At 73.1% G+C, this 12,538-nt stretch carries 12 protein-coding genes; 1 reads left to right on the top strand and 11 read right to left on the bottom strand.

Annotation, left to right across the window (positions count from 1 at the left end; all coding sequences use genetic code 11):
- Positions 1–52 precede the first annotated feature (52 nt).
- The gene (locus tag ABEB09_RS30690) at positions 53–340 is read left to right on the top strand and encodes a metal-sensitive transcriptional regulator (RefSeq protein ID WP_345693173.1); all 288 of its coding nucleotides are present in this window, start codon (positions 53–55) and stop codon (positions 338–340) included.
- Between the two features lie 90 nt (positions 341–430).
- On the opposite strand, the gene ABEB09_RS30685 is transcribed toward ABEB09_RS30690, so the two are convergent.
- The 11 genes from ABEB09_RS30685 to ABEB09_RS30635 all read right to left on the bottom strand — a co-directional run bounded on the left by ABEB09_RS30685 (position 431) and on the right by ABEB09_RS30635 (position 12,404).
- Positions 431–1,249, bottom strand: a complete 819-nt coding sequence (locus ABEB09_RS30685; protein WP_345693172.1) for a TSUP family transporter — start codon at positions 1,247–1,249, stop codon at positions 431–433.
- The gene (locus ABEB09_RS30680; RefSeq protein ID WP_345693171.1) at positions 1,246–3,009 is read right to left on the bottom strand and encodes an MBL fold metallo-hydrolase; all 1,764 of its coding nucleotides are present in this window, start codon (positions 3,007–3,009) and stop codon (positions 1,246–1,248) included. The genes ABEB09_RS30685 and ABEB09_RS30680 overlap by 4 nt, the downstream gene beginning before the upstream one ends.
- Positions 3,010–3,208: 199 nt before the next feature.
- Positions 3,209–4,552 (bottom strand): cytochrome P450, encoded by a 1,344-nt coding sequence (locus ABEB09_RS30675; RefSeq protein ID WP_345693170.1) that lies wholly within the window; start codon positions 4,550–4,552, stop codon positions 3,209–3,211.
- Positions 4,542–5,675: a selina-4(15),7(11)-diene synthase gene (locus ABEB09_RS30670; RefSeq protein WP_345693169.1), complete on the bottom strand. Its 1,134-nt coding sequence runs from the start codon at positions 5,673–5,675 to the stop codon at positions 4,542–4,544. Before ABEB09_RS30670 ends, ABEB09_RS30675 begins: the two co-directional genes overlap by 11 nt.
- 172 nt (positions 5,676–5,847) lie before the next feature.
- Positions 5,848–7,272, bottom strand: a complete 1,425-nt coding sequence (locus tag ABEB09_RS30665; RefSeq protein WP_345693168.1) for a cytochrome P450 — start codon at positions 7,270–7,272, stop codon at positions 5,848–5,850.
- Positions 7,269–7,919: a GTP-binding protein gene (locus tag ABEB09_RS30660; protein WP_345693167.1), complete on the bottom strand. Its 651-nt coding sequence runs from the start codon at positions 7,917–7,919 to the stop codon at positions 7,269–7,271. The genes ABEB09_RS30665 and ABEB09_RS30660 overlap by 4 nt, the downstream gene beginning before the upstream one ends.
- Positions 7,900–8,262 (bottom strand): DUF742 domain-containing protein, encoded by a 363-nt coding sequence (locus ABEB09_RS30655; protein ID WP_345693166.1) that lies wholly within the window; start codon positions 8,260–8,262, stop codon positions 7,900–7,902. The genes ABEB09_RS30660 and ABEB09_RS30655 overlap by 20 nt, the downstream gene beginning before the upstream one ends.
- Positions 8,259–8,669, bottom strand: a complete 411-nt coding sequence (locus tag ABEB09_RS30650; RefSeq protein WP_345693165.1) for a roadblock/LC7 domain-containing protein — start codon at positions 8,667–8,669, stop codon at positions 8,259–8,261. Before ABEB09_RS30650 ends, ABEB09_RS30655 begins: the two co-directional genes overlap by 4 nt.
- Positions 8,666–10,162, bottom strand: coding sequence for a sensor histidine kinase (locus tag ABEB09_RS30645; protein ID WP_345693164.1), 1,497 nt, complete (start codon positions 10,160–10,162; stop codon positions 8,666–8,668). The genes ABEB09_RS30650 and ABEB09_RS30645 overlap by 4 nt, the downstream gene beginning before the upstream one ends.
- Positions 10,163–10,284: 122 nt before the next feature.
- A complete protein-coding gene (locus ABEB09_RS30640) occupies positions 10,285–11,577 on the bottom strand; it encodes a cytochrome P450 (RefSeq protein ID WP_345693163.1) in 1,293 nt (430 codons plus the stop codon).
- 5 nt (positions 11,578–11,582) lie between these two features.
- Positions 11,583–12,404 carry an alpha/beta fold hydrolase gene (locus ABEB09_RS30635; RefSeq protein WP_345693162.1) on the bottom strand — a complete coding sequence of 274 codons (822 nt, stop codon included), beginning with the start codon at positions 12,402–12,404 and terminating at the stop codon, positions 11,583–11,585.
- Positions 12,405–12,538 lie beyond the last annotated feature (134 nt).

Here is a 12,538-nt window from a genome sequence, read left to right as displayed (position 1 = left end):
GCCCCGGACCGGGGAGTAGATTACCCCCAGGGGTATGTGCTGAGGAGTGGTTGTGGAGCTGGATCTCGCGGGGGCCGAGCTGCGGTCGGTGCTGAACCGGCTGCGCCGGGCACAGGGTCAGATCTCCGGCGTGATCCGGATGATCGAGGAGGGTCGCGACTGCGAGGAGGTCGTGACGCAGCTCGCCGCCGCGTCCCGTGCGCTGGACCGGGCGGGTTTCGCGATCATCGCCACGGGGCTCCAGCAGTGCCTGACCGACATCGGGGACGGACCGAAGGCGGACGCGGAACGCGACGAGATGCGGGCGCGACTGGAGAAGCTGTTCCTGTCGCTGGCGTGACGTCGGCTGCCGGGGGCCGGGCAGCCGGACGCTGAGCTGACGTGCGGTCGGCCGCCGAGGTGACGTGAAGCCGGACGCCGCGCCCGCCCGTCACAGGACCGCGTCCGCCAGCATCAGCGCGGCGACGCCCAGCAGCACGTACCCGAAGAGCCGCTGGAGTGTGCTGCTGCGGAGCCGTGCGGCCAGGCGTTTGCCGTCCCAGGCGGCGAGGACGGCGGCACCGGTGAAGGGCGCGATCATCGCCCAGTCCGGCGGGGTGGCCGTTCCGGCGCGCGCGGCCAGGGCGGCCAGGGCGTTGACGGTGATCACGAGCAGGCTGGTGGCGACGGCGGCCCGCATGCGCAGGCCGACCACGCCGACGAGCGCGGGGACCGCGAGGAAGCCGCCCCCGACACCGAGGAGCCCGGTGACGGCGCCGAGCCCGGCGCCCGCCGCCGCGATGCGCACGGACCGTACGGCGCGCTCGGACCGGTCGGCGGGAGCGGGCCGGTCAGCGGGCGCGGGCCGGTCGGCGGGCGCGGGCCGTACGTGCCCGGTGCCGTCGTCGTCCGGGGCGGGCCGCAGCATGCGCAGCGCGGCGAGCGCGGCGACGGCGGCGAAGGCCGCGGTGAGGACCGGGCGCGGGACGCCGTCGGCCACGGAGCCGGTGAGCGCGGCGGGTACGGCTCCGGCGGCGGCGAACAGCAGGCCGGCCGACCAGCGGACGTGGCCGTCGCGGGCATGGGCGTACAGGGCGGTGGCGGAGGTGGCGGTGACGATGAGGAGGCTCGCGGTGGTGGCCTCGGCCGGGGTGAGGCCGAGCAGGTAGACGAGCGCGGGCACGGCGAGGACGCCGCCGCCCCCGCCGAGCGCTCCCAGGGCCAGGCCGACGACGGCTCCGGCGGCGAGCCCGAGGACGAGTGCGGTCACGCTATCGAGCCGTCGTTCCCGTGGTCGTCGACGACGGGGAGCCCGGCGCCGGCCCAGGCGCGCATGCCGCCCTCGACGTCGACGGCGCGTGCGCCGCGCGCGGCGAGGAGCAGGGCGGCCCGCTGGGAGCGCTGCCCGGAGCGGCAGATGACGACGAGGTCCCGGTCGTGGAGCGGGGCGGGGAGACCACCGCCGGTGAGCAGCCGGGACAGGGGCGCGTGGACGGCTCCGGGTGCGTGCCCGGCCCGCCACTCGGCGCTCTCCCGTACGTCGATGAGGACGGCGTCGCCGTCGGGGCCGGTGCGCCGGTGGGCCTGGTCGGCTGTGACGCGGGCGCAGGCGGTACGGGTGAGGGGGAGCCCGGCGCGGGCCGCGGCGTCGAAGGTGTCGTCGACGGCGACGACGTCCCGGCCCTCGGCGTCGAGCAGCGAGGCGGCGATGGCCGCGCGCATGCCACCCGCGCAGTGCACCCAGACCGTCCCGCCGGGAATCTCGGCGGCGCGGCGGCGCAGGAGGTGCAGCGGGATGTGCAGGGACCCCTCGATGTGCCCGACGGCACGCTCGGCGTCGCGACGCACATCGAGGACGACGATGGGGCGGGGGGCCTGGGCCGGCGTGCCGTCGGCTGCGTGGGCCGGGCGGTGGCGGGACGCACTCTCCCGGGCCGCCGCCAGGTCGGTGAAGGTGGCGCGGGGGAAGGACCGCAGGGGCTCGCCGGGGCGTACCCAGTCGGCGGGGGCGCCCGTGGCGGCGGCCGCCGGGCGGTCGATGCCGACGCGGACGAGTTCGCGCTGTGCGGCGGCGAGCTGGGCGGGCGACTCGGCGAGCAGGGTGACGGGCCGGCCCCATGGGATGAGCCAGGCGAGGTAGGTGGCGAGCTGTCCGCCGGCCTCGAAGTTGAAGGCGCCGGCGACGTGCCCGTCCGCGAAGGCGACGCGGCTGCGCAGGTCGACGACCCATTCGCCGGCGGCGAGGCGGGCGGCGATCTCGTCGGCGTCGGCGGGTGCGGGCGGGGTGAGGTCGACGGGGGCGGGGCCCGCGGCGTTGAGCGGGCCCATGTGCGTGTAGTACGCGGGGGTGTCGTCGAGTCCGGCGAGGAGCCCGGCGACGAAGGTGTCGACGTCCTTGGTCAGCGCCTCGTTGCGGGTCTTCTCGGCGCCGATGGTCGCCGGGCCGCCGGGTCCGCCCGCCCGGGCGGAGGCGCAGAAGCTGCCGAAGCCGTGCGTGGGCAGCAGGGCGGTGGTGTCGGGGAGTTCGGCGGCGAGCCGGTGGGCGGAGGCGTGCTGGGCGCGGGCCAGCCGTTCGGTGAGCCGGGGTTCGACGAGGTCGGGGCGGCCGACGGTGCCGATGAGGAGGGAGCCGCCGGTGAAGGCGGCCACGGCGGTGCCGCCGTCCTCCAGGACGTACGCGGTGTGGTGGGGCGTGTGGCCGGGGGTGGCGAGGGCGCGCAGGGTGAGCCCGGTGTCGACAGCGGTGCGGTCGCCGTCGTGGACGGGGACGTGCGGGAAGGTCACCCCGGCCGCGGCGGGCACCAGGTGGGCGGCGCCGGTGAGGCGGGCGAGGTGGAGGCCGCCGGTGACGTAGTCGTTGTGGACGTGGGTCTCGACGACGAGGGCGATGCGCACGCCGCGCCGGGCTGCTGCGGCGACGACCCGGTCGATGTCGCGCGGCGGGTCGACGGCGACGGCGTGGTGCTCGCCTCCGGCCAGGTAGCCGCGGTTGCCGAGCCCTGCGGTCTCGATGGTGTCGACGAAGAACACCAGCTCTCTCCTCTCTCGTCGGGGGCCCGGGCCCGGATCGCGGGCACGGGACCTCGAATTACCCCAGGGGGTATACGGGGAACAGTAGCACGGGTACCCCCGGGGGTATTCTTGAGGCGTGGGCGCCCCGCCACAAGGAGAGATCACGACAACGGCCCGGCCCCCGTGAGGGGACCGGGCCGGGCCGGGCGAGGGGGCGTCAGGCGCCGCGCGGGTGGACGGTCATGGGCACGTGGTCGGGGTGCGCCATGGCGGAGGCCGCCGCCTTCGGGGTGTGCCCCGGCACGGGGCGCAGCTGCCAGCGGGGCAGGATCGTCGCCAGGGCGATGGTCGCCTCCGTCCAGGAGAAGGCGTCGCCGATGCACTTGCGGTTCCCGGAGCCGAAGGGGATGTAGGCGTGCCGGTCGACGGCGGCCTTGCGCTCCGGGAGCCAGCGGTCGGGGTCGAACGTGTCCGGGTTCTCGAACACGTCGGGGTCCCGGTGCATCGCGTAGAGACTGAAGGCCACTTCGGCGCCCGCCGGCAGCGCATGGCCGGCGAGTTCGACCGGCACCGTGGTGCGACGCATCAGGAGGGTGACACCATAGAGCCGGATGACCTCGTCGAGCACCCGGCGGACACCGGCGAGTTTCGGCAGGTCCTCGACAGTGACGGGCCGGTCGCCCAGTACCTCGTCGATCTCGGCGACCAGCCGCTTCTCGACGTCGGGGTGGCGCGCCAGTTCGTGGAACGCCCAGGACAGCGTGGACGCCGTGGTCTCCGTACCGGCGAAGAGGATGGTGACGAGTTCGTCGCGCACCTCCGTGTCGGTCAGCACCTCCCCCGTGTCCGCGTCGCGCGCGGCGAGGAGTACGGAGAGCAGGTCCGGGCGGTCGGTGAGCCCGGAGGTCCGCGTGGTGGCGATCACTTCGTCGATGACGCCGCGCAGGTTCTCCGTGGCTGCGTCGAAGTCCCGGTTCGCCCGCACGGGAAGCCGGTCGAGGAACTTCGGCGACGCGGCGCGTATGAGCATGTTCTTCAGGATGACGGGCAGGTCTCGGCGAACGGCCTCCACTGCGGGCCGGCCGATGTCCGTGGAGAACATCGTGGCGGCGAGCGTCTCGATGGTGAATTCGGCCATCGCCTCCTCGACGGCGATCCGTTGCCCCGCCGTCCAGGAGTCGGTCAGGGCGAGCGCCCGCTCACTCATGATCTGCGTGTAGCCGGCGATGCGTTCGTGGTGGAACATGGGCTGGATCAGCCGCCGGTGCCTGCGGTGGGTCTCGCCGCTCGCGGTGGCCAGGCCGTCACCGACGAGGGGGCGCACCCGGTCGTACAGCCGCCCCTTCTCGAAGCTGCGGGATTGACGTACCGTCACCTCGTGAACGACGCGTGCCGTGGTGGCCACATACATGGGCATGGTGCCCAGATCCACGCGGACGAGTTCCCCGCTCTCCCGCAGGGAGCCGAGGAAGCCCAAGGGGTCGCGCCACAACTGCCACGCGTGCCCGAGGAGAGGGAGCGATCCGGGCGCGCGGGGAATCGACTGCACGTCAACTGACACCGGAGAATCCTTTGTTCTGTACGGAGCGCCGAACCGGGCGGTCACCCACGGTCGGCTCTGCGCGCGGCGGCAGGAGCGTCCACCACCACGCGATCGCCGGGATGTCCAGCGGCTCGGCACTGCCGTCCACGGGCGTGTCCCGGAAGTACGAGGGCATCGCGGCCGGATCGTCGGGAGTCGTGTACCTGACAGAACTGATGCCCCAGTCCTGGGCTCCCCTGATGAAACTGCTCACCCCGTGCAGGTACTGCCGCAGCTGGGGGCTGCCGTGCTCGGCGAGGTACCGCGTCAGCCGCATGTAGAGGCACATCACGCGGTCGCGCTGGGAGATGGCCACCGTCAGGGCCTTCCCGGGGGTGAGCCGCTCGTGGTGCTCCAGGACACGCAGGACGTTGAGGTAGTAACCGGTGGCGCTCTTCTCCTTCTTCTCCTTGTGGTAGGAGAAGATGTCGTTGTCCCAAGTAATGATGAAGGACGCCATCTCCGTGGCCGCCCGGACGGCCGTGCGGTCGCGCTCGTGCGGTTGGAGTTCGTAGCCGTAGCCCAGCTCCAGCAGCGGCAGCACCACCGAGGTGGCCCCGTCGTAGAGCCGCATCAGCGTGTAGTCGTTCAGGGTCGGCACGGTGCCGGCGGCACGGTGGGACGCCTCCCAGACCACCGCAAAGAAGTATTCGCGCAGGGCGTCGACCCACCGCTGGGCCTGGCCGGACGTACCGTAGCGGTCGATCCGCAGCCGCAGGTCGCGGAGCCCCGCGGCAAGCGGATCGTCCTCCAGCATGGGGACCTCGGGGTTCTGGGCGATCCTCAGCAGGCGCTGGAGTTCGCCGGACAGCTCCCCGGGCCTGCGGCCCAGTTCGCCTTCCTCGCAGTGTCCGTCGTCGACACCGAAGAGCCAGAGGATGAAGTCCGCGAGGAGGGAGATGACCTCCTCGCGGCCCTCCGGCAGGATACGGGCGGAGAACGTGCCGATGGCCTGCGTGACGAGCCGTCCGCGCAGTTCCTCGGAGCCGATGCGGAACGTCTCCGCCCATGCGGCCGTCTGGACGTCCATCTCCGCATGGCATGGATGGATCGCCGGCGGGATGGGAGAGAAGATCGGCGGAACTATCAGCCCGGGCCCCACTGCGGCCTCCCTCTCGTCGCGGTGCGACGCCTCATCAGGCGCAAAATGCGTCAACATCGGCCACTTGCGCCACAGAAATGATCAACTATGGCGCATAGTAGTGACCCGATCCCGCTCCGCCAACAGGACAATCTGTCCAGAACCCGACGCCTTCTCGCTCCGCGCCTCCGGCCTATCGGAACAGCGACCGCCACCACGGCCGACGCGTCTGGCCAGCGCCGGACGGCGCCGCACGCTCGGCCGGCGGCAGAACCGGAACCGTGTCCGGCATTGGCCCGGGCCCCGTCGACGCGAAGTCCACCGGCGCTTTCGCGCCGTTCGGAACCACGGAGACCGGTGGCGTGAACTGCACCGGAAGCGCCTCCAGTCGCCGGGACAGCCAGGCGGCGCGGGTCCGCAACTCGCCCTCCGCCACAGCCAGCCGGATGTCCGGCAGCCGCGCCAGCAGGGTGTCGATGCCGGTGTCCGCGATGGCCCGGCCGATGTCCTGGCCGGGACACTCGTGAGGGCCGCTGCTGAACGCCAGGTGCGCGCGATTGCCGTGCAGCGGCTTGGCCAGGTCGGGACGGATCTCCGGGTCGACATTGCCTGCCGCGACGCCCAGCAGCAGCATGTCCCCGGCGCGGATCTGCTGTCCGCCCAGGACCGTGTCCCCGGTGGCCCACCGGCCCGGGATCGCCGACAGCGGGGGCTCGTCCCACAGCACCTGCTCCAGCGCGTCCGGCAGGGTCATGTGGCCGCCGGTCAGGTTCGCGCGGAAGCGGCGGTCGGTCAGCACCATCCGCAGGGTGTTGGCGATGAGGTTGACCGTCGTCTCGTTGGCGGCGATGAGCACGAGCCGCAGATGCTCGAGGACTTCGTTGTCGGTCAGCCCGGCCTCGTGCTCGATCAGCCGGCTCGCCAGATCGTGACCCGGACCGGCCTTCTTGCGCTCAGTGAGGGTGCGCAGGGTCTCCACGACGAAGTCGTTGCTCGCGAGGGCCGTCTCCGTGCCCTTCATCAGGTCCAGCGCCGCGTCCACCAGGCGCGGGCCGTACTCCTCGGGCATGCCGAGCAGCTGCGTCATCACGAGCATCGGCAGCTTCTCGGCGAAGTCCCCGATCAGGTCCGCCTCGCCCCGCGCGGCGAAGGAGTCGACGAGCTGATTCGTGTACCGGATGACGTAGCGGCGGATGCCGCGCCGGTCGAACTGGGCCAGGCTGTCGGTGACCGCCGCGCGCAGCCGCTCGTGCTCCCGGCCGTCGCTGAAAACGCAGATCGGCTGCCACTCGATCATGGGGCGCAGCGGCGAGTCGGGGGCGACCCGTCCCTCACGGAACATCCTCCAGTTCCGGGAGTCCCGGGAGAACCGCGAAGGCGACCGCATCACCTCCAGGTTCTCCCGGTGGCCGAGCACCAGCCAGGCCGGGAGGTCGCCGTGGAGCAGGACCGGGGCGACCGGGCCGTGTTCCTTGCGGAGCAGTTCGTACAGGGCCTGCGGGTCGCGTTCGGCCTCCTGGCCGTACAGGCGGCGCAGCGCGTCGGCGCCCATGCCGTGGGCGGGGCAGCCCGGTGGCGGGGTGAGGCCGGCCGGGGCCCCGGTGTCGGGTGTGGTCATGACGCCTCCTGCGTCGTGGCGAGGGTCTGGAGATAGCGCATCAGCGTCATCAGGACGTCCCGGCTGGAGGCGCGTTCCCGCGCGTCGCAGGGCACGATCGGCACGTCGGGCGGCAGGTCGAGCGCGGCGCGCAGCTCCTCGACCGGGTAGCCCGGCGCGTCCGGGAAGGTGTTGACGGCCACCACGAACGGCACGCCGCGCTCCTCCAGCCGGCCCAGCACGTCGAAGCTGACCTCCAGACGGCGCGTGTCCACCAGGACCACCGCGCCGAGGGCGCCCTCGAACAGGCCGCGCCACAGGAACCAGAAGCGCTCCTGGCCCGGTGTGCCGAACAGGTACAGCACCAGCTCGTCGTTGATGCTGATCCGGCCGAAGTCCATGGCGACGGTCGTCGAGGTCTTGCCGCCTATCCCGGAGGTGTCGTCGACGCCGACCCCGGCCTGCGTCATCGTCTCCTCGGTGGTGAGCGGCCTGATCTCGCTGACGGAGCCGACGAAGGTGGTCTTGCCGACGCCGAACCCGCCGACGATCACCACCTTGACGGCGCTGGTGGCCGTCTCGGGCAGCACGTCCTCGCTCCGCGGCCCCCGCACCGCGGCCGCGCCGTGCTGCTCGGAGCCGTACTGCTCAGAGCTTCTGAAGTCCATCGATCACTGCCTCAATCAACGCGCGGTCGGGGAGTCGGGCGGGTGGGACGGGGGCGCGGGCGATGACCCGGTTGTCGGCGAGGAGGTCACCGATCAGCACCGTGACGACACTGACCGGGAGGCCCAGGTACGCGGAGACCTCCGCCAGGGACAGCGGTGACTGGCACAGCTGGACGATCGCCGCGTGCTCGGGCTGCATCCCCGGCTTCGCACCGGACCTCGCCACGATCAGCGTGACGAGGTCGAGTTCGGCGGGCGCGGAACCACCGCTGCGGCCCCCCGTGATCACGTAGAGCCGCTCGGGACTGGATTCCTCCCAGTCCCCGCCGCCCGAGTCGCTCACCTGGCCGCCTGCCCATCCTGTCGGGGCGGGCTGCTCAGGTGCTCTCCGATGCGCAGGACGAGGTCCCGCATGCGCTGGCCCATCAGCCCGGCGTCGACGCCCTCGTCGGCGAGGACGGCGAGGTACGCGCCCTGCCCGGCGGCCATCAGGTAGAAGAAGCCGCCGTCCATCTCGATGACGACGAGCCGCATCCGGCCGTCGCTGTGCGGCAGTTCGGAGGCGACCGCGCCGGCCAGGGACTGGAGTCCGGCGCAGGCGGCGGCGAGCCGGTCCGCGGTGTCGTTGTCCGTCCCGTGCTGGGCCATGCGCAGACCGTCGGCGGACAGCACGACCACGTGTCGGGTTTGCGGCACGCCTTCCGCGAGGTCCTTGAGCATCCAGTCCATATTGGCCTGCTGCTTGATCATTGCTCCGTGTTCCCCTTGCTGACGTCGGTGGGTTCCCCGGACAGGCCGCTCTGGAAGGCGGCCAGCCACATTCCGGGCTGCACCTGAGGTGACGGCTCCTGGTCGGGAGCCGGGGTCGCAGACGGTGGCGCCGGCGTCTGCCCGGTGGAGGCGGCCGGTGCGGCGGCTGCGGAGTGCGGCGGAGCGGCGAGCGGCTTCCTGCGGCGCCGTTGCGGCAGACCGCCGGGGGTGCGCTCGGAGACCGCCGGGGTGTCGGCGTCCGCCACGGGCCCGGTCGTGGGCCGCTCCGCGCGGACGGGGGCGGGCACGGCCGGGGCGGCGGGCACGGTGGTGCGGGGGACGGAGGAGGCACCGATGCCGTGGGCGAGGCCGGAGGCGGCCGCGACCGTGGTGATGAGCTCCTGGGGGACGACGACCACGGCGCGGACGCCTCCGTACGCGGACGAGCGCAGCGAGACCTGGAAGCCGTACGCCTGCGCGAGGCGGCCCACCACGGCGAGGCCGAGGCGCGGGGTCTCCCCCAGGTCGTTGAGGTCGATGCCCTGCTGGGCCTGGCGGAGCATGCGCTCGGCCCGCTTGCGGGCCTCCTCGCTCATGGAGACGCCGCCGTCCTCGATCTCGACGGCGATGCCCGACTGGACGTCGACCGCGGTGAGGTGGACCTTGGTCTGCGGCGGCGAGTAGCGCGTGGCGTTGTCGAGCAGCTCGGCGAGCGCGTGGATGAGGGGTTCCACGGCGGGTCCGGTGACGGCGACCTCGGTGACCGAGTGCAGTTCGACGCGCTGGTAGTCGATGATCCGGGACATGGCGCCGCGGAGCACGCTGTAGAGGGGGACGGCGCGGCTCCACTGGCGGCCGGGCCGGGCGCCGCCGAGGACGGCGATGGAGTCGGCGAGGCGGCCGATGAGGGCGGTGCCGTGGTCGATGCGGAGCAGGTCGCCGAAGACGTCCGGGCGGTTGCCGTGCCGGTCCTCCATGTCGCGGAGTTCCTGGGCCTGCTGGTGCACAATGGCCTGAACCCGTCGGGCGATGTTCACGAAGGCGCGCTGCGCGGACTCGCGCAGGTCCTCCTCGGCGACGACGGCGTCGACGACCACGCGGACGACGGCCCGGTGCTCCTCGGGAGCGGTCAGGGACGCGAGGACGTCCTCGGGGAACTCCCCCTTGCGGAGCCGTTCCACGGCGTCCGGCAGCAGGGTGCCGGCGAGATGCGCCGTCTCGGCGTGGCGGCGGGCCAGGGCGGTGTCGCGGACCGTGACGGCCCGCCGCAGCTCCTCGATCTGCTGTCCCCGGCGTGCGATCACGGTGCCCAGCGCGGCGAGGGCGACGGCGGCCACCGCCCCGACGACCGCGACCGGGACTCGCGCGGAGGCGGACACCATGGCCACGGTGACTCCCGTGGCTACGGCTGTCAGAGCAGCGGGCATCAGCCACACGAAAGAGGCCGCGGACCGCGGGCTTCCACTTCCGGGCGACGATTCCTCACGGATCATCAGCACCCTCAAACCATCGAACGAGAAAGATCAATGACGACGGTCGGGAGCATAACCCGTTCCGGTGAGGGTGATTGACGCAGGGTCACCGGATGGCCCGATGTTTGCGCAAGGTTCCGCTTCTAGTCCGCGAGGCGCAGCGGGAGTGCCTTGATCCCGTTGATGAAGTTCGACACGAGGCGCCGTGGCGGCGCCGCGGGGCGGGGCGCGGCGGGCAGGGCGCGCAGGGTCTCCTCGTACAGGACGCGGAGCTGGAGGCGGGCGAAGTGGGCGCCCAGGCAGACGTGCGGGCCGTCACCGAAGGAGACGTGCGGGTTCGGGGAGCGGGTCGGGTCGAAGCGGTGGGGTTCCGCGAAGACCCTTTCGTCATGATTGGCGGAGGCATGGAAGACGACGACCTTGTCGCCCTTTTTCAGGCCCTGTCCGGCGAGGGTGGTGTCGCGGGCGGCGGTGCGACGGAACGTCAGCACGGGCGGGTGCACGCGGAGCAGCTCCTCGACCGCGGTGGGGAGCGGGAGGCGCCCCGCGCGCAACGCGGCGTACGCGTCCGGGTGTTCGGCGAGGGTCGACAGCCCGCCGGGGGCGGCGCTGCGGACGGTGTCGTTGCCCGCGACGGTCAACAGGAAGAAGAACATGCCCAGTTCGGCGGCGGAGAGGCCAACGCCGGTGTCGGGGTCCGTCTCGGTCGCGAGGGTGGTCATGATGTCGTCGCCGGGGTGGTTCCGCTTGTGGGCGGCGAGGCTCTCCGCGTAGGCGAACATGTCGCGCAGCATGGCCGGGGAGCGGGGGTTGACGGGCTTGCCGTCGGGGCCCGTGACGGCCGGCCCGGCCTCGTCGGGGTCCTGGTAGCCGATGACGCGCCGCGTCCAGTGGAGCAGCAGTCCCCGGTCGCTCTCGGGCACGCCCAGGAGGTCGGTGAGGTTGAGCAGGGCGTAGTCGTCGGTGACGGCGGCGACGAGGTCGCAGGTGCCGTCGCCCTCGCGGGCCCGGTCCAGGGCGGCCGCCAGGAGCGTACGGGCCCGGTCCCGGGCCACGGCGGCGAAGCGGTCGACCCGCCGGGGCGTGAAGGCGCGGCTGACGAGGCGCCTCAGCCTGCCGTGGCCCGGCGGGTCCTGGTTGAGCATCATGCCGCGGAGGAACGGCAGATCGGCGGCATCGGGGTCACGGATCTGGGTGGCGCCCAGGTGGGAGGAGTACGTCTCCGGGTCCTTGAGGACGCGCACGACGTCGGCGTGCCGGGTGACGGCCCAGAAGCCGGTCCCGGCGGGCCAGCCCAGCACCTCCGGCTCGTCCTGCCAGGCGACCGGGTGGTGGTCGCGGAGCAGGCGGTAGCGGTCGTGGGGGATGCCGGCGGCGTACTGGCGGGGGTCGAAGACGTCGGGGACGGCCGGGGCGCCGGGTGTCTCGGGGGACATGGGGGTCACCGGGCGGAGCCGGGGGTGGCGGCGACGGCGGTCCCGGGGCCGTCCGCGTCGTCCTCGCGCAGGAAGTCCTCCACGACGCGGATGAGGTCGAGGGGCGCCTCGTCCATGGCGTAGTGACCGGCCGACGGCAGCTCCACGAGGGCACCGCGGGGGTACCAGGTCATCCAGGTGGCGCGCATGACCTCGGCGGAGAGTGCCGGGTCCAGGGCGCCGACGACGGCGAGGGCCGGGATGTCGGAGCCCGCCACGTCGGTGTGGAAGTCCTCGCCCGCCCAGGAGTCCAGCCAGGCGCGGAACGCCTTGGCGTCGCTGCGGTCGAGGGAGCGGGCGACCATCCGGTCGAGCCAGGCGGCGGGGCGGCGGCCGCCGGTGGTGACGTCGATGATGGCGCGGCGGTTCTCGGGGCGTTCGGCCGCGCCGGCGAACAGTTCGGCTTGTCCGGGCGGGAGGGGCAGCCCGGACGCGGGCACCGGGGAGACGCCGACGACGCGGCGCAGCCGGTGCGGTGCGAGGGCCAGGACGCGCTGGGCGACGGCGCCGCCCATCGAGTGCCCGACGAGCGAGAACCGCTCCCAGCCGAGCCGGTCGGCGAGCGCCACCACGTCGCCCGCGGCCTCCGCCGTGGTGAACGCGCCGGGGGCGTCACGGGCCTCGCCGTAGCCGCGCAGGTCGACGACGGCGTACTGGAACGCGTCCCGGTCGAGGTCGGCGGCGAGCGGCGCGTACGCCGACCGGTCGGCGAACCAGCCGTGCACCGCGATCACCTTGTGGGGCCCGTCACCGTGCAGGTCGTGCGGAAGGGCGAAGGACGTCGTCACAGCGGTCTCCAGTCGTCCGTAACGGCACCGCCGGAATCACGGCCGGTGTCCACCGTGGCGTCAACTCCCCAGGGGGGTGGGGGCGCAAACGTGCGGCGGGGCGGCCCCGTGGACCGGAGGATCTGTCCCCCGCC

This window comes from Streptomyces coeruleoprunus (assembly GCF_039542925.1).
GTDB classification, from domain to species: Bacteria; Actinomycetota; Actinomycetes; order Streptomycetales; family Streptomycetaceae; genus Streptomyces; species Streptomyces coeruleoprunus.
Note: the sequence above shows the minus strand (reverse complement) of the source record. Positions and strands in the feature narration are given on the sequence as shown.